Raw genomic sequence first — 19640 nt, 5'->3', positions numbered from 1 at the left:
GAGCCGGCAGGCCCAGGCCGACCGCTCCGGGAGATACCCGACCGACATGCCACTGACCATTGACCCTGAATCCATCATCCAGGCCGTACGCGACCAGGTCGGCCTGACCCTGGCGGAACGAACCCGCGCCGCCACCCGCAAGCGTGACGGCTCCTGGGTGACCCAGGTGGACCTGGACATTCAGCACGGCCTGCAGTCCTGGCTGGAACGGCACTACCCCGAGACCGGATTCCTGGGGGAGGAGATGTCCCCGGAGCACCAGCAGGCGGCCCTGGCCGAGGATCGCCCGGTCTGGGTACTGGATCCGCTGGATGGCACCAGCAACTTCAGAATGGGCCTGCCGGCCTATGCCACCAGCCTGGCCCTGCTGAAGCACGGCCAACCGGTCTTCGGCGTGGTCCATGACCCCTGCCGCAATGAAACCTTTTCCGCCCAACGAGGCGCCGGCGCACAACTCAACGGCACCCCCCTGAAACTGGCCCCCGACGACACGCCGCCCTTGCGAGAAGCCCTGGCCGGCGTGGATTTCAAGCGCCTGCCCAAGGCACTGGCCACCCGGCTGGCCAATACCCCGCCCTACGCCTCCCAGCGCTCCATCGGCTCCATCGCCCTGGATTGGTGCTGGGTGGCCGCGGGACGCTTTGCGGTCTACGTCCACGGCCGACAGAACCTGTGGGACTACGCCGCCGGACAGCTCATCCTCAGCGAGGCCGGCGGCTGCCTTGCCACCCTGACGGGACCGGCATCCGACACATTGGACCTGCGCCCCCGCTCCGCGGTGTGCGCGGCAAGCCCCGATCTGATGCGGGAATGGCAAGCCTGGCTGAGCCTGGTCAGTCCCCCCTGACGGCCATGGCCAGACGGGCCACCGCGGCCCCCACCCCTTCCACCGCCTTGCGAACGCCCTCGTCCCCGAGCTCACCGGCGTCGGTGAATGCCTTGTCCGCCTGACTCACCCCCATCTGCTCGGGGACCACGAGAAACCCGAGGTTGGCCAGATACTGACGGGTATGCTGCAGGGAACGGATACCACCCAGACCGCCCGGAGATGCCGCAGTGATGCCGGCGGGCTTACCCCGCACATGGACCGTCCCCGGCCGACCGGAGCCATCCGGCAAGGGGCGGGACACCCAGTCCAGGGCATTCTTGAGCAGAGGGGTGAAGAAGCCGTTGTACTCGGGAGAGGCCAACAGCAGGCCATCATGACTGGCGAACAGCTGCTGCAGCCGGGCGGCATTGTCGGGCAACCCTTGGGAGTCTTCCAGGTCGCCGTCATAGAGGGGCAAGGGATAATCGCCCAGACTCACCACCCGGACCTCGGCCCCCGCCGCCTCGGCGCCGCGCGCCATCACGGCCAGCACCTTACGGTTCAGGGAGTCCCGGCGGGCACTGCCGGACAGGGCAAGCAGACGTGGCTTGAGCATGGAAATCCTCCGTTATGGCGCATCCAGTTCGAGCGGATGGTTCAAGGACGATTTCTACACTATAACGCGCCAGATACAAATCAAAGGGGCAGGACAATCCACGCTTGCCCGATTGGCTGGAAACAGAGGCGGAGATTCCACTTGGCGGGATTGTCCCGCTTGGGTTCCCCAGGGGAGCCCAGCGCCATGAGGCGGGGATGATCGGGAGCGGGCGAGTCGCGTAAGCGACTGATTTGAATGGTGGGTCGTGTAGGATTCGAACCTACGACCAATGGATTAAAAGTCCACTGCTCTACCAGCTGAGCTAACGACCCACAAAGGGAAGCGATATCCGGGGATATGTTGGTTACCCCTGGAAAGGGCAGGTATCTTACTGGATTTTTCAGGGAGTGCAAGTATTTTTTCCACGGTGAAGCGCCCCCCGCATCCCCGGCCCTTCTCCCTCGGGGGAGAAGGGTGCATTCGGACAACAGCTACATGGCCTCCAGCTTTCTGAGCCGGGCGGGCAGCAGGCGCAGATCCACCAGGCCGGTGACGAAAGCCTTGAAGAAGGTGGCTTCGTCCTCGTAGAGCATCTTGTAGTACTGGATCTTCATGGTCATGGCCGCGCCCAGGACGATGGCGCCAAAGGTGAGAAAACCACCCAGGGCCAGGGTGGAGATGCCGGTGACACCCTGACCGATGGTGCAACCCATGGCCAGGACGCCGCCAAAGGCCATCAGGACGGCGCCGATGAGGTGGTTGAAGAAATCCCTCGCCGAGGCGAACCATTCCACCCGGAAGGCGCCGGAGACCATGGCCCAGAAGAAGGAACCCACGATCACACCCACGAGGGCGATGACACCGATGTATAAAAGACTGGTGTCGAAACCGCTCCCCACATAGCGCAGGGTCTGCCCCATGGGGTTGATGAAGGTGAAGGACTGGGTGGCCCAGGGGGCCGCCTCGCCGGGACGGCCGTCCGGGTCATCGGCCAGGAAGTCCCAGTCCTGGACATAGGCCTGGAGACCGTGCCGACCGTCCATGCCGTCGTCGATCTGGACCGTGCTGGTGACATACCAGGCCCCCACCACCACCAGGCCCACCACGAGACCGCCCAGGATGTGATCGAAACTGCCCCGGAAATCCGCCTTGCGGAAGATCAGGAACAGGGCGGCGGCGCCGATCACCAGCCCGATGACGAGCCGTGCCACGGCGCCATGCTCATTGCCGGCCACCAAGGAGCCCAGGTCCTGCTGGGACCACAGACCGATGCTCATGGGATTGGTCCAGGGATAGAACAGCAGTGAATATAGGGTGTGGGCGGTGCCCGGGAAGGGGTTGATCATGAAGTAGGCGATCAGGGCGATGATCATCAACACCATGATGGACTTGATGTTGCCGCCACCGATACGCACCAAGGTCTTGTTGCCGCAACCGCTGGCCAGGGTCATGCCGATGCCGAACATCAGACCGCCCAGCAGGTGCTCCACCCAGGCCAGCTGGGATGAGCGGTAGGGAGGGAAGGCTCCATCCGCGCTGATGAGTCCGAAGGCCTCGAACAGGATGACCCCCAGCATGGCGACGGTCATGGCCAGAAACCAGGATTTCATGCGCCCGGTGTCTCCCATGTTCACCCAGTCGGAGACGGCGCCCATGGTGCAGAAATTCGTCTTGTTGGCCACCGCGCCGAGGATGAAGGCGAGGACGAAGATGGAGGCCAGTACGGCGGCGGCGGCGGCGGGAAAGCTCTCGAACAGCATGGATCTCCTCCTGGGGCCGGGTGTGCTGCCCCGGTCCGGCTGTCAGCCCGGTGGCCAGGCTTGCCTTTGGCGACGGGTCGGTCTTGTTCCGAATCGGACGGCCGACTTGATTCTTTGGGTCATGTCGGCGTCATTGTGCAACAGGCCGCTGACCGGGACATTCAGAGTTTTGTATGTCCGGATCAGTTTTCCTGGTATGGAGGCCGTCGGATTTCAGGCGCGGTAGCGGGTGACATCGGGGATGCCGGCGTCGGCGAAGCCCTTGGCCCGCAGGCGGCAGGCATCGCAGGTGCCGCAGGCGCGTCCCTCGGCGTCGGCGCTGTAGCAGGAAACCGTACGGGAGAAGTCCACGCCGGCGACCACGCCCCGGCGGATGATCTCGGCCTTGCTCAGGTCGATGAGAGGCGTGCGGATGCGGATGCGATCCCCTTCCACGCCGGCCTTGGTGGCCAGGTTGGCCATGGTCTCGAAGGCCTGGATGAACTCGGGGCGACAGTCCGGGTAGCCGGAATAATCCACCGCGTTGACGCCGATGAACAGATCCCGGGCCTTGAGTACCTCCGCCCAGGCCAGGGCCACGGCGAGAAACACGGTGTTGCGGGCCGGGACATAGGTGACGGGGATGCCGTCGGAGAGCTGGTCCGGGACCTGGATGGTTTCATCCGTGAGGGCGGAGCCACCGAACAGGCCCAGGTTCAGATCCACCACCCGGTGATCCGTTGCGCCCAGGGAGTGGGCCAGTTCCACTGCCGCCGCCAGTTCGGCGCCGTGGCGCTGGCCGTAGCGGAAGCTGAGGCAGTGGCAGGCAAAGCCCTCGGCCCTGGCCAGGGCCAGGACGGTGGCGGAGTCCATGCCGCCGGAGAGCAGGACGACTGCGTTTTTCATGGGTGGTTTTCTCCGAAATTCTGGATTCCCGCTTTCGCGGGAATGACGAAGTTACTTATCGGAAATAACGAGGCTACTTATCGGGAATGACGAAGCGACTTACCGGGAATGACGGTGTTCATTATCGGGGATGTCGGATTCCGGGGAGCTTCAGCGCCCCCTGGCATCATCCCACAACCATTTATGGAACTGGATCTGGAAACGGACCGGCAGGCGGTCCGCCAGGATCCATTCGGCCAGTTCACGGGGCGACAGGCGACCGTGGACGGGGGAGAACAGGATCTCCGCCCGGGCTGCCAGGTCGTGGGCCTGGAGACTGTCCCGTGCCCACTCATAGTCGGCACGGTCGCAGAGGACAAACTTGACCTGGTCCGCCGGGCCAAGGCACTGCAAATTCTCCCAGCGGTTGCGCCCGGACTCTCCGGAGGCCGGGGTCTTGAGGTCCATGACCTTGATGACCCGGGGGTCCACCAGGGCAAGATCCAGCGCACCGCTGGTCTCCAGGGAGACCTCGTACCCGGCATCACACAGGGCAGTGAGCAGGGGCAGGCAGTCCGGCTGGGCCAGGGGTTCGCCTCCGGTCACGCAGACATGGCGCACGCCGTAACCCGCCACCTGCTCCAGGATCTGCGTCAGGGTCATCCAGGCGCCGCCGGTGAAGGCATAGGCGGTATCGCAATAGCCGCAGCGCAGGGGGCAGCCGGTCAGGCGCACGAAGACCGTGGGCCAACCCACGCTGCGGGACTCCCCCTGCAGGGAGAGAAAGATTTCGGTGATGCGCAATCGACCCGACGCGGTCACGGACGCCCTTCCTCGTTCATGCGCCGCAACCGCTGTTCCGCCAGCCGGGCCACCGAACTGTTGGGGTTCTGATCCCGGACCTGGGTAAGTGCCCGCCGGGCCTCAGCCCATTGCTCCAGCTCATAGTGGGTGAAACCCTGCTTTAGCAGGGCGTCTGCCTGCTTGTTGCTGCCCGGATAACGCTCGTTCACCCGTTTGAACTCCGTCAGGGCGCGGGGAAAGTCACGGGTCACATAATAGGCCTCGGCGATCCAGTACTGGGCATTGGATGCCAGGCTGCCATTGGGGAAACGCTCCAGAAAACCGCGAAAGGCGGTGATCGACGGCTCATACCGACCTTGTCTGAGCAGTTCGAAGGCGGCTTGATAAACCGCCTGCTCCGACGCGGGATCGCTGTCGACGCCGACGATCACTTCGCCGAAGGCCGCGCTATCGCCAGCCTCCGGAGTCACGGCAGCGGCAGACCCATCCGGTAATGTGGCGGGCGTCGCCCCGGAGGTGGGTGTCGGTGCGGAAGCCCCACCCCGCTCCAGGTTTTCCAGGCGTCCATCCACGTCCAGATACAGATCCCGTTGACGGGTCCGCAGCCCTTCCAACTCATGACGCAGGGTTTCGGATTCGCCCCGAAGCTCCCTGACATCTCGGTCCATCCCGTCCACCCTGCGCATCAGCTCCACCAGGGCCTCGCTTTCCAGCAGCCGTTCCAGACGCTCCAGACGGGCGTCAAGCTGCTGCATGCGCTCCTCCAGAGCCGCGGCCTGGGCACGGCTCTGGGCGTGAACGGAGGAAAACGGCGCTGCAAGCAGCGCCGTTGCGACCAGAACAGCGGTCATCGTTATCTTCATCTACGGTGGCCCTCATAGATCAATTCCACCCGGCGGTTCTGCTGCCAGGCCTGTTCGTTGCTGCCCATGGCGGCGGGCATCTCTTCACCATAGCTGATCACCTGGATCTGGTCACTGGAAGCCCCCTGCAACAGCATCATGCGGCGCACGGACTGGGCGCGACGCTCACCCAGACCCAGGTTGTATTCACGGGTACCACGCTCGTCGGTATGACCTTCCAGACGGATGCGGGCCTGGGGGTGACGGGCCAGGTAGGCGCCGTGAGCCGCCACCACGTCCACAAAATCGGCGCGGACGTCGTCACGGTCGAATTCAAAATAGATCACCCGCTGGGACAGGGGGCTGGAGGGGTCGGACAGGGCATCGGCCGTCAGGCGACCATCACGACCCAGGGGGCTGGTTTCGACCCCCGAGTGACGGTCGCCCTGGATGCGACCATCGTCGTAAACGTCACCCACCAACACCGGGTCGGTGGTCGCGGTCTTGTCCACCGAGGCACAGGCGCCCAGGGTCAGGAGAACGATGGCCATCAGGACGAACAGCAGGGAACGGCTAATGACATGGGAACTGCGCATTGAGGTGATCCTCGGGGTATCGTTTGGGTTATGGGCCTTGATCCCTGGGGATCAAGGAGTACTGCAACATCAGGTCTGACTCGACTCACTCCCGGAACGGCGACCAGGCGGGTTCACGCACCTCACCTTCCTGCAACACCAGGCGCTGATGGACCCGGCCATCCGCACTGACCGCGGCAAGGACACCCCGGCCACGCTCGGAAGTGGCGTAGATGATCATGCTGCCGTTGGGGGCAAAACTCGGGGCTTCGTCGGCACGGCCATCGGTCAGCACCCGAAACTGACGGGTCTGGCGGTCCAGGATGGCGATGCGAAAACCGCCACCGACGCCATGCACCATGGCCACCCGGCGTCCGTCCGGGGAAATGCTGGCGCCGCCGTTGTAGCGGCCTTCAAAGCTCAGGCGCCGGGGCTGACCGCCGGTGACCGGCACTTCATAGAGCTGGGGCTGGCCGGCCCGGTCCGAGGTGAAGACCAGGGAGCGGCCATCGGGCATCCAGGCCGGTTCGGTGTCGATGGATCGACTCTGGGTGACCCGGCTGACCGAGCGGTCGGCGAGGTTCATCACATAGACGTCCGGCGCTCCGTCCCTGGACAGGGTCAGCGCCAGACGTCGGCCGTCCGGCGACCAGGACGGGGCACTGTTGATGCCCTCGAAGGCGGCCAGGCGGGTGCGGTCACCGCCGTCCACGTTCTGCACGAAGACCTCGGAACGGCCGTTCTCAAAGGACACATAGGCAATCCGGCGACCGTCCGGCGACCAGGCCGGCGACAGGATGGGCTGGGCGGACCGGAAGATGGTACGAGGATGATGGCCGTCCGCGTCGGCCACCTGGAGGGCAAAGCGACGCTCACTGCCCTGTCCCGTGACGCTCACATAGGCCACCCGGGTATCGAACGCGCCACGCTCACCGGTCAGGCGCTCGAAGATGATGTCGCTGATCATGTGGGCGGCCCGACGCAGGTCGGCCCGTTCCACCGGGATGCTGTAGCCGGTCAGCTGACGCCCGCCGGCCACGTCGAAGAGCTGGAACTGAACGGCAAAACGGTCTGCACCGGTGGGCTGCAGGCGACCGATGACCACGTAATTACTGCCCTGGCCGCGCCAGGCCGGGAAGTCCAGTTCATCGGCACGGGTGGGCCGTTGGGGCATGGTCTGCCGCTCCACCGGGGCAAAGCGGCCGCTACGGTGGAGATTGGCGCCGATGATGGCGGCCAGGTCCTCGGGGGCCTGGGCCTCGCCCTGCCAGCCGAAGGGCACCACGGCGATGGGCATGGCCCCCTCCACGCCCTGGGTGATGCGGATCTCGAGGGCCGCCTGCCCCACCAGAGGCAGGCCGAGCAACAGCAGAAGGATGACGTGTCGGATCTGAATCATGACCGGTATCTCATGGCCCCGTTCAGGCGGGCTCGAAGGTGAATCGGATCTCGCGGGCAAAGACATCGGGACTGGGCGGACTGGGCAGAGGCTCGGCCAGGCGCACCGCTCGCTCCACGGAGTCGCAGAAGGCCCGGTCACCCGTGCATTGTTCCACCCGGACCTCGTGCAGGTACCCACCCGGCGCCTGGCGAATGTAGACCACGGCCCGGTAACCGGACTGATGACCGGCCGAGCGATGCCAGCGGCTTTCCACGGCACTGCGGATGGCGGCCACATAGGCATTCTGCTGGTCCTGCCGGATGGCGGCCTGGCGCCGGGCGGTCTCTTCCGCCTGCAGACGGCGCTGTTCGGCGGCCGCGGCCTCCTGACGACGACGCTCCTCGGCGGCGCGCTCTTCCGCCAGCCGTTGCTGACGTGCCTCTTCGGCCCTGCGCTGTTCCTCGGCGCGACGCTGTTCTTCCGCCTTGCGTTGTTCCTCGGCACGGCGCTGCTCTTCCGCCTTGCGTTGTTCCTCGGCACGGCGCTGTTCTTCCGCCTTGCGTTGCTCCTCGGCACGGCGCTGCTCTTCCGCCTTGCGCTGTTCCTCGGCACGACGCTGACGTTCCGCTTCCTGCCGTCGGGCTTCTTCCTGGCGACGCGCCTCTTCAGCCCGCCGCTGCTCCTCGGCGCGGCGCTGCTCTTCCGCCTGCCGGGCCTGCTCTTGGCGCCGACGCTCGGCTTCCGCCTGGCGTTGCCGTTCTTCCTGTTCCCGCCGCAGGGCCTCCTGGCGCTGGCGTTCCGCCTCTGCCCGGGCACGCTGCTCGGTTTCCCGTTGCCGCTGTTCGATGCGGTCGAAGGTGCGACCATCCACCGCCACGGCCTCGATGACCTCCACGACGGCCTCCGGATGGACCTGCGTGGCCCCGGCCTCGTCACGGGACTTGAAATGAATGTTCAGCCCCAGCAACACGAACAGCAGAAGATGGATGCCGAGGATGCCCCCGAACAAACCATAATGACGGCGCAGCAACCACCACATGACATCAGCGGTCCCTGGCCGAGAGATCGGGCGGATCGGTGATCAGTCCCACCCGCTGGGCACCGGCGGACTGGACACTGACCATGGCGTCCACCACCCGGCCGTAGTCCACGAAACGGTCTCCCCGCACATAAACCTGGGTGCCCGGATGCTGGGACAACAGATCGGCCACGATCTCCCGCAACACATCCCGGTCCAGGGAGACCCCCACCTGGGGGCCTTGGTTGAGGCTCAGCTGTCCGTCGCGGGTGACGGTGACCACGATAGCCTCCCGCTGACTCTTCTCGTCCTGCAGCGGCTGGGCGTCAGCCTCCGGCAGGTCCACCTCCACGCCCTGCTGCAGCAGGGGCGCGGTGACCATGAAGATGATCAGCAGCACCAACATCACGTCGATGAAGGGCACCACGTTGATCTGGGACATGGAGCGACGCCGTCCCGCGCGACGGGAAGTTACCGCCATGGCGGCCCCCAGCTGATCACGTACACCGAACTCGGGGATGGCACGCTCATGCTTCCACCTCGTCCCGGTCGCGACCACCCACCTGACGCTGCAGCAGGGTGGCCAATTCCTCGGCGAAGTTGTCGTAACGGGCCACCAGACGATCGATGTCCGAGGAGAAACTGTTGTAGGCAATCACCGCCGGGATGGCGGCAAACAGGCCCAGGGCGGTGGCGATCAGGGCCTCGGCAATGCCGGGGGCGACCATGGCCAGGGTTGCCTGCTGGGCACCGGAAAGCCCCATGAAGGCGTGCATGATGCCCCATACCGTGCCGAACAGGCCGATATAGGGGCTGGTGGAACCCACCGTGGCCAGGGCGTTCAGGTAGGACTCCAGCTCATCGCCTTCCCGGGAGATGGCCACCCGCATGGATCGCTCGGTGCCGCCGGTCACCAGCACGCCGGCGGCGGGATCGCGCAGCTGCTTGCGCCCCCGCAGGAATTCCTTGAATCCGGCGGCAAACACGTGCTCCAACCCGGAGACCTCCGTCTTGCGCCGGATGCCGTCATACAGGTGGGTCAAATCCACGCCGGACCAGAAACGCTCCTCGAACTCGTCCGCCACCCGGCGGGCCTCCCGCAGCACCCGCCACTTGAGGACGATGATCATCCACGAGAACACCGAGGCCAGCACCAGGATCAGCATCACCAACTGGACGATGAGGCTGGCGTCCAGAATCAGGCGGTACAGGGAAAGGTCGACACTCACTGCTCAGAGTCTCCGGCGGTCATGGCGTCCACGATCAGGGCGGGGATGGGGCGAGGCGTAAATTTCCCGGCATCAAGACAGGCTATCTTGACCTCGCCGCGGTTCAACAGTTCCGGTGTGCCGGCCCCGTCATGGCGCCGGATTTCGTGCTCGATTACCAGGCTGGCCCGACGCCGATCCGTCACCCGGGCGGTGACATGCAGCAAGTCGTCGAGTACCGCCGGGCGCAGATACTCCAGGGAGGCGGCACGCACGGCGAAGATCACCCCCTGCTCCCGGCGCAGCCGTTCCTGGCCGATCCCCAGATGACGCAGCCATTCGGTACGGGCACGCTCCATGTACTTGAGGTAGTTGGCATAGAACACCACGCCACCGGCATCGGTGTCTTCGTAATAGACACGGACGGGCCAGATAAAAACGGGGCTCATGGTGGGGGATGGGGTGGTGTCAGACACGGAGATCGGTCACAGTTTGGGGGTTTCAGGGTTTGGGTCCGCCCCGGTGGAGGCGGGCGCAAACAGATCCGGCTGGGCGACCCGGGCCTCCAGGGCCGTGGGCACTCGCAAACCAAAGTGCCGATAGGCGTGACTGGTGGCCATGCGGCCGCGGGTGGTGCGCATGAGGAAGCCCTGCTGGATCAGATAGGGCTCGATCACGTCCTCGATCGTCCCCCGCTCCTCTCCCAGGGCTGCCGCCAGGCTGTCCAGCCCCACCGGGCCGCCGTCGAATTTCTCGATCACCGACAGCAACAGCCGCCGGTCCTGGGCATCAAAGCCATGGGCGTCCACGTCCAGCAGGTTCAGGGCACGATCCGCCACTTGGGCGCTGATAATGCCATTAGCCTTGATCTGCGCATAGTCCCTGACGCGCCGCAGCAGACGATTGGCAATTCGGGGGGTACCACGGGCACGCCGGGCGATCTCCACGGCCCCCTCTCCATCCAGCTCAGCCCTCAGGATGCGGGCGGAACGACGCACGATGTGGGCCAGGTCTTCGGTGGAATAGAACTCCAGGCGCTGGACGATACCGAACCGGTCCCGCAGGGGCGAAGTGAGCAGGCCGGCGCGGGTGGTGGCGCCCACCAAGGTGAACGGGGGCAGGTCCAGCTTGATGGAGCGCGCCGCCGGGCCTTCACCGATGACGATGTCCAGCTGGAAATCTTCCAGGGCCGGGTACAGCACCTCCTCCACCACGGGGGAGAGCCGGTGGATCTCGTCCACGAACAGCACGTCATGGGGTTCCAGATTGGTGAGCAGGGCCGCCAGGTCCCCCGGACGCTCCAGCACCGGGCCGGAGGTCTGGCGCATGTTCACCCCCAGTTCCTGGGCGATGATATGGGACAGCGTGGTCTTGCCCAGCCCCGGCGGACCGAAGATCAGCACATGGTCCAGGGCCTCGCCGCGGGCACGGGCGGCGGAGATGAAGATCTCCATCTGCTCCCGGGCCACCGGCTGCCCCACGTAGTCCGCCAGACGCTGGGGACGGATGGAGCGTTCCAGGGCTTCATCGTCGGGGGTGGTGTCGGCACTGATGATGCGCTCGGACATGTCACATCACTACTTGTTGAGGGTGGACTTGAGGGCCAGCCGGATCAGCTCTTCGCTGGTACGGGCCTCCTCTTCCACCAGACTGACCAGGCGGCTGGCCTCCTGGGGCTTGTAGCCCAGGGAGATAAGGGCCGCCACCGCGTCGGAGACCGGGTCCGCCGGACGCGCCGGCGCGCCGCCGCCGGTCACACCGGGCAGGAATGCCCCTTCCCCCAGCGCCGCCACCCGGTCACGCATCTCGATCACCAGCCGTTCCGCCGTCTTGCGGCCAATACCCGGCAGGCGGGTGAGCTGGGTGATGTCATTGTCCATCACGCAGCGGCTGAAGGCCTCGGTGGTCATGCCCGAGAGGATGGCCAGGGCCATCTTGGCGCCGACCCCGTTGACCCGGATCAGGCTGCGAAACAGGGCCCGCTCCTGGGCACCGGCAAAACCGTAGAGGACATGGGCATCCTCGCGCACATGCAGATGGGTATGCAAGGTCACCTCGACCCCTTCCGCCGGCAGGTCATAGAAGGTGGACAGGGGGGCCTCCAGCTCGTAGCCCACGCCCTGCACGTCCAGCATCAGATGGGGCGGCTGTTTGTGGATCAGCACGCCGCGCAGTCGTCCGATCATCGGGATCTCCTCACATACCCCGCCGGCAAGCGGGACAGGGTGGCCTGGGTGTGGGCGTGGCACAGGGCCACCGCCAGGGCATCGGCGGCATCGGCGGCGGGCTTGGCGGCCAGCCCCAGGATCATGGTGACCATGTGCTGCATCTGGGTCTTGTCGGCGGCGCCGGTCCCGACCACCGCCTGCTTGATGGAGCGGGGGGCATACTCGGCCACGGACAACCCGCCCTGCACCGCCGCGCAGATGGCCGCTCCCCGTGCCTGCCCCAGCTTGAGGGCGGAGGCGGCGTTGCGGGAGACGAAGACCTGTTCAATGGCCATCACCTGGGGCTGGTGGCGGCCCACCAGTTCGGTGACCGCGGTCAGGATATGGCCCAATCGGGTGGGCAGATCCTCGCCCCTGACCCGGATACAGCCGCTGTCCACGTGGGTGCTGCGACGGCCATCGGTATCGACGATGCCGTAGCCGGTAACCACCGAGCCCGGGTCGATCCCCAGGATGCGAATAGGTGCCGTCACAGGGCCTGCATGACCTCGTCGGGGAAGTCGGCGTTGGTGTAGACGTTCTGCACGTCGTCCAGATCATCCAGCATGTCCAGCAGCTTGAGCAGGGCCTTGGCCGTGTCCGTGTCATCCACGCTGCTGCCGGTGGCGGCGCGCATGGTGACTTCGCTGCGCTCGGGCTTGAGGCCGACTTCGGTCATGGCGTCGCGCACGGCGTCGTAGTCCTCGGGGCTGGTCAGCACGTCGATGGCACCGTCATCGCTCACCAGCACGTCATTGGCACCGGCCTCCAGGGCGGCTTCCATGACCCGCTCCTCGTCGCTGCCGGCGGGATAGCTGAGGATGCCGGTCTTCTCGAACAGGTAGGCCACCGAACCGTCGGTACCCAGGTTGCCGCCGCACTTGCTGAAGGCGTGGCGCACTTCGGAGACGGTGCGATTGCGGTTGTCGGTCATGCAATCCACCATGATGGCCACACCGCCCGGGCCGTAGCCCTCGTAGCGCAGCTCCTCGTAGTTGACGCCCTCCAGCTCACCGGCACCCCGCTTGGTGGCCCGCTCGATGGTGTCCTTGGTCATGTTGGCGTCCAGGGCCTTGTCCACCGCCAGGCGCAACCGGGGGTTGGTGGCCGGATCGGACCCGCCCATGCGGGCGGCCACGGTGATCTCCTTGATGAGCTTGGTGAAGAGCTTGCCGCGCTTGGCGTCCTGGGCATTCTTGCGATGCTGGATATTCGCCCACTTACTATGTCCGGCCATGTGAAGTCTCGTTGTCTGGTTCGTTCGAAAAAGACGGGGCGAAAAGGATACTGGAATAGCGGCACCGATGCACCGCAAAGCCTTGGCCGTCTCCGCGGGGACCTTCACGCGCCGGGCAGTGCGGGGACGACCTCCAGGATCGCCCGGGCATTGCTCCATGAGGTGGCCAGACGGGCCGCCTCGGCCCGGGGCAACCAGCAGAATTCCAGATGCTCGGTCGGGTTCAGGCGGATCGGGACCGGGGCCGCCAGGGGCAGGCTGAACCGGTGCTCCAGGTTGTCCTCCGCGTCGGGGGCGTAGCGCGACCGCCAGGGAGGGACGATGGGGAAGCGGACCTGATGATGGTGATCCTTCAGCCCGTCCGCGGGCAGACCGGTTTCTTCCTGCAGCTCGCGGCAAGCGGCCTGGAGGGGCGTCTCCCCCCACTCCAGGCTACCGGTGACGGACTGCCAGAAGTCATCGGGCCGACGGCGGCGCAGCATGAGTACCTGCCCGTCCCGGGCATGGACCACCACCAGCACCGATTCAGGGCGCTTGAATCCCGTCACGGCAATCACCCCGTCGCTCAGAAGGTATGGCTGGTACCGGCATAGACCCGGGTCTCGCCGGTGGTGAAGGCATAGCCGTAATCCAGGCGTAGATGGGTCCGCACGAACCAGCGCAGGTTGACGCGCATGCCAAGGCCCGCACTGCCATGGATGTCCGAGAGATCGATATCGTCCCGCGCCCAGACACCGCCCAGGTCCATGAAGCCCACGCCGCGCAGTGCGGTATTGCCCATGACCGGTCGCAGATACTCCACGTTCAACAGCATGAATACGTCGCCTTCCCGGTAGTCCCGGGGATAGCCTCGCAGATTGCCGCCGCCTCCCAGGGCATAGGCCTCGTCACCGAAAGGCGTGCCGCTGGCAATGCCGAAACGGGCCTGATAATTCAAGTTGGCGGTCAGGGGATCATCACGCAGGGGGCGATAGGCGCGATAGAACAGATCCAGACGCTGATGGGAGCGCCCGGCCCCGAGGACGTCGCTACCCCAGGAAAACCGCGCCCCATAGGCGACCCCCTCCCGTCTCACCCCCAGGTCGTTGACCTCGGAAAAGGTCAGACTGCCCGACCAGCTCACGTCCTCGCCGTCCCGGGGGATGGGCACGCCTTCCTCCCGGGCGCGATAGCGCCGGCTGTCCCAGCTAATGCCCAAACCCGCCCGCCAGCCGGCACTGGGGCCGCGGCGATCCAGCCAGCGACTGATGGAGAGCCCCACTTGGCGGGCATCTTCCCGATGCGCCCCGTATTCGCCGTCGTCGGACTCGGATTCCAGGGTGTACTGGTCCTTGAAGGAAATACCCAGCCCCCAGGCGGTCCAGGGTAGCCGGGGAATGTCGTAGTCCACGCTCAGGGTGCGGGACTCCTCTTCGGTGGTGTCATTACCGGCATCCTCCCACTCGGCCAGGATGCGCAATTCCTGGTTGAGTCCCAACAGGTTGTCAAAACGCAGTTCGCCCCCAAAACGCAGGTCCCCGTCGGAGGTCCGACTCAGTCGCGGCAGGGGGAAAAGATAGTACTTTTCCTCCAGCAGATAGGTCACCCGGACCTCGCCGCCCTCCTCCTCGGTCCGGGTCGTCACGGACTTGAACAGCCCCAGGTTCATGATGGCCTGACGGTCACGCTCCAGTTGACGGACATCCAGGATATCCCCGGCCCCGAGCACGATTTCCTGCAGCAGTACGGACTCCCTTGTGATGCGCCGGCCTTCAAAACGGATGTCGGAAATCACCATCCCCTGATGTGCGGCGGAAAGCACCGAAGCATCATCGGGTAACCCGGCCGCGCCGGCCTCGCCGGCCGCGCCCAAAAACACGACCAGCAGGATACAAAGCCCGGCCACCATGCGCCGCCACGTCCTGATCATTCACTCCCGCCCCACCGGTCACCCGTCACCGTCACGCCAGCTCTCTCCCAGACGCCTGGCCACAAAGATGACCACAATCACCAACACTAACACGAAGACCAGGGAGCCATAGAAGCCCAGGTAGGGCTCCAGCAGACTCCACTTGGCGCCCAGGGCGTAGCCGGTCAGTGCCAGTACCGTATTCCAGGCGAAGGTGCCCAGGAAGGTCAGACCGACGAAACGGGCCAGGGGCATGGGCAGCAGGCCGGCGGGGATGGACACCAGGCTGCGCACGGTGGGAATCAGACGGCCGCCCGCCACGATCCAGGTACCGTGCCGACCATAGGTCGCCAGCACCCCGTCCAGATCCGACTCCCGCACCAGCAGCCAGCGGCCGCGACGCCGCAGCATGACGCGGACCCGGGCCTCACCCACCCGGCGCGCCACCAGGTAAATCAGCGTGGAGCCCAGGGTGCCGCCCAGACTTCCCGCCAGCACCGCCCACCAGAGTCCCAGCATGCCCTCATGGGCCAGGAAGCCGGCGAAGGGCATGAGGGCTTCCGGGGCCAGCACAATCAGGAACAGACCCAGGGCCCAGTAGCCATAGGTCTGGATGGCATCACCCACCAGATCGGTCACATCCATGGCGCGGGCTCAGACACGGATCAGCGAATGACCAGGGTCTTGGCGTTCATGAAGGTGCGAATGCCGGGACGGGCCAGTTCCCGGCCAAAGCCGGAATCCTTGATGCCGCCGAAAGGCAGGCGCGGATCGCTCTTCACCATGGCATTGACGAAGGCACTGCCGCAGGCCAGGCCACGGGCAAACGCCTCCCCCCGGGCAACGTCACGGGTCCATACGCTGCCCCCCAGACCGAAACGGGTGTCGTTGGCCAGACGCAGGGCGTCGTCTTCGTCCTCCGCCCGCAGGATGCAGGCCACCGGCCCGAAGATCTCCTCGTCATAGGCCCGGGTACCGGGCACCACCCGATCCAGGATGGAGGGGGCATACCAGGCCCCCTTGCCCGGCAGCGGCTCACAGCCCATGACGGGGATCGCGCCTTCGGCAATGGAATCCCGCACCTGCTGGTGCAACTCATCACGCAGATCCGTTCTGGCCATGGGGGCGATGCCGGAGTCCTCCTTCATCGGATCTCCCGGACGAATCGCCGCCACCGCATCCTTGAGCCGAGACAGGAAACCGTCCACCACCTGAGGCACCAGGATGAAACGCTTGGCGGCAATGCAACTCTGGCCCGCGTTGCGATAACGGGACACCACCGCCTGCTCCACCGCCCGGTCCAGGTCGGCGTCTTCCAGCACCACGAAGGGATCGGACCCGCCCAGTTCCAGGACACAGGGCTTGAGCACGCCGCCGGCGACGGCGGCCACGGCCCGCCCGGCGGCCTCGCTGCCGGTCAGGGTGACGCCGTGGACGCGACGGTCCTCGATCACGCGGCCCACCTCATCCGAGGTGATCATCAGGGTCTGGAAGGCGCCCGCGGGGAATCCGGCGTCGCGAAAGACCTCTTCAATGGCCAGGGCGCAGCGGGGTACGTTGGAGGCATGCTTGAGCAACACCGTGTTGCCCGCCATCAGCGCCGGCGCGGCAAACCGGAACACCTGCCAGAAGGGGAAGTTCCAGGGCATCACGCCCAGAATGGTGCCCAGGGGCTGGAATACCACCCGGGCGTCGAGTTCACCGGCGGCCATGGGTTCATCAGCCAGAAATTCGGCGGAATGATCGGCATAGTAGTCGCAGACCAGGGCGCAGCGGTCGACCTCGGCCCGGGACTCGGTCACCAGCTTGCCCATTTCCTGGGTCATCATGACGGCAAAATGATCCCGGCGATGACGCAGCACATGGGCGGCCTGACGCACCAGTCCGGCACGCTGATCCAGGGGGATCTCGCGCCACTCGGGGACGATGCGGGCGGCCTGACTCAAGGCCTTGTCAATGCGCGGCCGGTCCCAGGTCTCGAACACGTGCAGCACGGAACCGTTGGCGGGATTGACGGAACTCAGGGGCACTGGGGGAACTCCTTTGGATGCAGAGGGCGCATACAATAGTATATTCAGCCCTGGAACAGGAGCTTGTTTGCAGGATCAACGGGGCCTGTTCCGGGCATTCACGGGTTGGACATCGGCAAGGGGAATAGTGTCCCCGGCGGGTCGACCCCATGTCCGGCACGGGCACAATCCAGATCACAGCACTCGACGGCGCTTGCATGCATTCGTCATATAGGACAATTCGAACAATGAACATCCGGACGATATGTGTCCTGGGGGGCACCGGCTTCGTGGGTACCCACGTCGTGGCACGACTGGCCGGCGGCGGCCGCCAGGTCAAGGTCATCACCCGCCATGTCAGCCGTCACCGGCATCTCCTGGTGGTCCCCGGGGTACGACTGGTGGAGGCGGACTGCCACGACCCGCGGGTCCTGCGGCAGCATTTCAGCGACTGCGACGGGGTCATCAACCTGGTGGGCATCCTGAACGAACGGGGACGGGACGGCAGCGGCTTCCGTCATGCCCATGTGGATCTGGCCCGCAAGGTGATTGAATGCGCCCGGGAGGCCGGGGTGAAGCGCCTGCTGCACATGAGCGCCCTGAATGCGGACGCGGCCAGCGGCCCCAGCCACTATCTGCGCACCAAGGGCGAAGCGGAAAATATCGTCCATACCATGGCGGGCAACGTGCGGGTCACCAGCTTCCGGCCCTCGGTGATCTTCGGCCCCACGGACAGCTTCTTCAACCGTTTCGCCGGCCTGTTGCGGCTGAGTCCCGTCCTGCCCCTGGCCTGCCCCGACGCCCGCTTCGCGCCGGTCTACGTGGGTGACGTGGCACAGCACTTTGTCGATGCCCTGGAAGACCGTGGCACCTGGGGCCAGCGCATCGAGCTGTGCGGCCCCTCCGTCTACACCCTGAAGGAGCTGGTGAGCTATACCGCCCAGGTCATGGCCCGCCGCCGCCTGATCCTGGGCCTGTCGGAGGGTCTGTCCCTGTGGCAGGCCCGGATCATGGAATACGTCCCCGGCAAGCCCTTCAGCCTGGATAACTACCATTCCATGAGTCGGGACAGCGTCTGCCGCGGCGGCGGCGGCTGCCCCACCGCCATCGAGGCCATCGTCCCTGGTTACCTGGGTGATCGGGAACGCCATGCCCGGCTGCAGCGCCTGCGCAGCGGGCCGCGCTGACCATGGACATCTATCTGGTCGGCGGCGCGATCCGGGATGCCCTGTTGGGACTGCCGGTGCGGGAGCGGGACTGGGTGGTCGTGGGCGCCACGGTGGAGGAGATGCTGGCCGGGGGTTACCGGCAGGTGGGGCGGGATTTCCCCGTCTTCCTGCACCCGCGGACCCACGAAGAACATGCCCTGGCCCGTACCGAGCGCAAGACCGCCCCCGGTTACCGGGGATTCGAGGTCCATGCGGCGCCGGATGTCACCCTGGAAGAGGATCTTGAACGGCGGGATCTGACCATCAATGCCATGGCCCAGGATGACCAGGGCCGGCTCATCGACCCCTTCGGCGGTCAGGCGGACCTTCAGGCACGACGGCTACGCCATGTCTCCCCGGCCTTTGCCGAGGATCCGGTCCGGATCCTGCGGGTGGCCCGCTTCGCTGCCCGCCTCGGCCCCATGGGCTTTACCGTCGCGCCCGAGACCATGGATCTGATGCGCCGCATGGTGGCCGCCGGCGAGGTGGATGCCCTAGTGCCGGAACGGGTCTGGCAGGAGACGGAACGGGCACTGGCGGGCCCCGGCCCCTCCCGGTTCTTCCAGGTGCTGCGGGAATGCGGCGCGCTGGCCGTGCTGTTCCCCGAACTGGAGCGCCTCTACGGCGTCCCCCAGCCCCCCCGACATCACCCGGAGGTGGATACCGGTGTCCATACCTTCATGGTGCTGGACCAGGCCGAGCGGCTGTCCGGGGACCCGGTGGTACGATTCGCCGCCCTCACCCATGACCTGGGCAAGGGCAACACCCCCCGGGACATCCTGCCCAGCCACCATGGCCATGAGCAACGGGGTGTGGTGCTGATCGACCAGCTCTGTGACCGCTACCGCATCCCCAACCGCTACCGGGAACTGGCCCGACTGGTGGCTGGCTATCACGGCCACATGCACCGGGTCTTCGAGCTGCGCCCGGACACCCTGGCCAAGACCCTGGAAGGACTGGACGCCTATCGTCGACCCGAGCGCGTGGAAGGGATCCTGCTGGCCTGCGAGGCCGATTACCGGGGCCGGACCGGGTTCGAGGAACGGCCCTATCCCCAGGCCGACTATGTCCGCCGGGCCCATGCCCGCTGCCTGGACATCCAGGCCCGGGAACTGGTGGCCCAGGGCCTCAAGGGACAGGCCATCACCCAGGCGCTGCGCCGGTTGCGCATCGCGGCACTGACCGAACTCAAGCAGGCCCACGAGGCCCAGGCCGCCGGCGATCCCTGAATCG

At 66.0% G+C, this 19640-nt stretch carries 22 protein-coding genes and 1 tRNA gene; 3 read left to right on the top strand and 20 right to left on the bottom strand.

The features are described 5' to 3' along the window. The first annotated feature begins 46 nt into the window (after nt 1-46). Nucleotides 47-847 (top strand): inositol monophosphatase family protein, encoded by an 801-nt coding sequence (locus LQD11_RS10245; RefSeq protein ID WP_238617451.1) that lies wholly within the window; start codon nt 47-49, stop codon nt 845-847. On the opposite strand, the gene LQD11_RS10240 is transcribed toward LQD11_RS10245, so the two are convergent. The 20 genes from LQD11_RS10240 to LQD11_RS10145 all read right to left on the bottom strand — a co-directional run bounded on the left by LQD11_RS10240 (nt 834) and on the right by LQD11_RS10145 (nt 17220). Further along, nucleotides 834-1424 carry an NADPH-dependent FMN reductase gene (locus tag LQD11_RS10240; protein ID WP_238617450.1) on the bottom strand — a complete coding sequence of 197 codons (591 nt, stop codon included), beginning with the start codon at nt 1422-1424 and terminating at the stop codon, nt 834-836. The two genes, LQD11_RS10245 and LQD11_RS10240, sit on opposite strands and share 14 nt — an antisense overlap. A gap of 238 nt (nt 1425-1662) precedes the next feature. Then, nucleotides 1663-1738, bottom strand: a tRNA-Lys gene (locus LQD11_RS10235). A 159-nt stretch (nt 1739-1897) separates the two neighbouring features. Continuing rightward, nucleotides 1898-3166: a YeeE/YedE family protein gene (locus LQD11_RS10230; RefSeq protein WP_238617449.1), complete on the bottom strand. Its 1269-nt coding sequence runs from the start codon at nt 3164-3166 to the stop codon at nt 1898-1900. A 213-nt stretch (nt 3167-3379) separates the two neighbouring features. Further along, nucleotides 3380-4051: a 7-cyano-7-deazaguanine synthase QueC gene (gene queC / locus LQD11_RS10225; RefSeq protein ID WP_238617448.1), complete on the bottom strand. Its 672-nt coding sequence runs from the start codon at nt 4049-4051 to the stop codon at nt 3380-3382. Nucleotides 4052-4201: 150 nt separating this feature from the next. Next, nucleotides 4202-4852, bottom strand: coding sequence for a 7-carboxy-7-deazaguanine synthase QueE (queE, locus tag LQD11_RS10220; RefSeq protein ID WP_238617447.1), 651 nt, complete (start codon nt 4850-4852; stop codon nt 4202-4204). Next, complete coding sequence (gene ybgF / locus LQD11_RS10215) at nt 4849-5685, bottom strand: tol-pal system protein YbgF (RefSeq protein ID WP_238617446.1); 837 nt, start codon at nt 5683-5685, stop codon at nt 4849-4851. The genes queE and ybgF overlap by 4 nt, the downstream gene beginning before the upstream one ends. Before the next feature lie 8 nt (nt 5686-5693). Then, nucleotides 5694-6272, bottom strand: a complete 579-nt coding sequence (gene pal, locus LQD11_RS10210; RefSeq protein ID WP_008931039.1) for a peptidoglycan-associated lipoprotein Pal — start codon at nt 6270-6272, stop codon at nt 5694-5696. Between the two features lie 85 nt (nt 6273-6357). Next, nucleotides 6358-7650: a Tol-Pal system beta propeller repeat protein TolB gene (gene tolB, locus LQD11_RS10205; protein WP_238617445.1), complete on the bottom strand. Its 1293-nt coding sequence runs from the start codon at nt 7648-7650 to the stop codon at nt 6358-6360. 22 nt (nt 7651-7672) lie between these two features. Next, nucleotides 7673-8671, bottom strand: a complete 999-nt coding sequence (gene tolA / locus LQD11_RS10200) for a cell envelope integrity protein TolA (protein WP_238617444.1) — start codon at nt 8669-8671, stop codon at nt 7673-7675. A gap of 4 nt (nt 8672-8675) precedes the next feature. Then, nucleotides 8676-9131 carry a protein TolR gene (gene tolR / locus LQD11_RS10195; protein WP_238617443.1) on the bottom strand — a complete coding sequence of 152 codons (456 nt, stop codon included), beginning with the start codon at nt 9129-9131 and terminating at the stop codon, nt 8676-8678. A 46-nt stretch (nt 9132-9177) separates the two neighbouring features. After that, the gene (tolQ, locus tag LQD11_RS10190) at nt 9178-9879 is read right to left on the bottom strand and encodes a protein TolQ (RefSeq protein ID WP_008931035.1); all 702 of its coding nucleotides are present in this window, start codon (nt 9877-9879) and stop codon (nt 9178-9180) included. After that, nucleotides 9876-10307 (bottom strand): tol-pal system-associated acyl-CoA thioesterase, encoded by a 432-nt coding sequence (ybgC, locus tag LQD11_RS10185; RefSeq protein WP_238617489.1) that lies wholly within the window; start codon nt 10305-10307, stop codon nt 9876-9878. Before ybgC ends, tolQ begins: the two co-directional genes overlap by 4 nt. Nucleotides 10308-10343: 36 nt before the next feature. After that, complete coding sequence (ruvB, locus tag LQD11_RS10180; protein ID WP_238617442.1) at nt 10344-11426, bottom strand: Holliday junction branch migration DNA helicase RuvB; 1083 nt, start codon at nt 11424-11426, stop codon at nt 10344-10346. Between the two features lie 9 nt (nt 11427-11435). After that, nucleotides 11436-12044: a Holliday junction branch migration protein RuvA gene (gene ruvA / locus LQD11_RS10175; protein ID WP_238617441.1), complete on the bottom strand. Its 609-nt coding sequence runs from the start codon at nt 12042-12044 to the stop codon at nt 11436-11438. Further along, entirely contained in the window at nt 12041-12559 is a 519-nt protein-coding gene (ruvC, locus tag LQD11_RS10170) for a crossover junction endodeoxyribonuclease RuvC (protein WP_238617440.1), read from the bottom strand. Before ruvC ends, ruvA begins: the two co-directional genes overlap by 4 nt. Next, on the bottom strand, nt 12556-13302 hold the full coding sequence (locus tag LQD11_RS10165; protein ID WP_238617439.1) for a YebC/PmpR family DNA-binding transcriptional regulator: 747 nt from the start codon (nt 13300-13302) through the stop codon (nt 12556-12558). Before LQD11_RS10165 ends, ruvC begins: the two co-directional genes overlap by 4 nt. A gap of 104 nt (nt 13303-13406) precedes the next feature. Then, nucleotides 13407-13850 carry a dihydroneopterin triphosphate diphosphatase gene (nudB, locus tag LQD11_RS10160; protein WP_338081486.1) on the bottom strand — a complete coding sequence of 148 codons (444 nt, stop codon included), beginning with the start codon at nt 13848-13850 and terminating at the stop codon, nt 13407-13409. A gap of 17 nt (nt 13851-13867) precedes the next feature. Continuing rightward, nucleotides 13868-15211: a BamA/TamA family outer membrane protein gene (locus LQD11_RS10155; RefSeq protein WP_238617437.1), complete on the bottom strand. Its 1344-nt coding sequence runs from the start codon at nt 15209-15211 to the stop codon at nt 13868-13870. Between the two features lie 18 nt (nt 15212-15229). Then, complete coding sequence (locus LQD11_RS10150; RefSeq protein ID WP_238617436.1) at nt 15230-15835, bottom strand: DedA family protein; 606 nt, start codon at nt 15833-15835, stop codon at nt 15230-15232. A 20-nt stretch (nt 15836-15855) separates the two neighbouring features. Continuing rightward, nucleotides 15856-17220, bottom strand: a complete 1365-nt coding sequence (locus LQD11_RS10145) for an NAD-dependent succinate-semialdehyde dehydrogenase (protein ID WP_238617435.1) — start codon at nt 17218-17220, stop codon at nt 15856-15858. A 227-nt stretch (nt 17221-17447) separates the two neighbouring features. Here LQD11_RS10145 and LQD11_RS10140 point away from each other — a divergent pair, with 227 nt between their 5' ends. Together LQD11_RS10140 and LQD11_RS10135 are read left to right on the top strand one after the other, a co-directional pair. Beyond that, on the top strand, nt 17448-18386 hold the full coding sequence (locus tag LQD11_RS10140) for a complex I NDUFA9 subunit family protein (protein ID WP_008931025.1): 939 nt from the start codon (nt 17448-17450) through the stop codon (nt 18384-18386). 2 nt (nt 18387-18388) lie between these two features. Continuing rightward, the gene (locus LQD11_RS10135) at nt 18389-19636 is read left to right on the top strand and encodes a multifunctional CCA addition/repair protein (protein WP_238617434.1); all 1248 of its coding nucleotides are present in this window, start codon (nt 18389-18391) and stop codon (nt 19634-19636) included. Nucleotides 19637-19640 lie beyond the last annotated feature (4 nt).

Origin of the sequence: Ectothiorhodospira shaposhnikovii, assembly GCF_022227765.1 — a bacterium.
In the GTDB taxonomy this organism is placed as follows: domain Bacteria; phylum Pseudomonadota; class Gammaproteobacteria; order Ectothiorhodospirales; family Ectothiorhodospiraceae; genus Ectothiorhodospira.
Note: the sequence above shows the minus strand (reverse complement) of the source record. Positions and strands in the feature narration are given on the sequence as shown.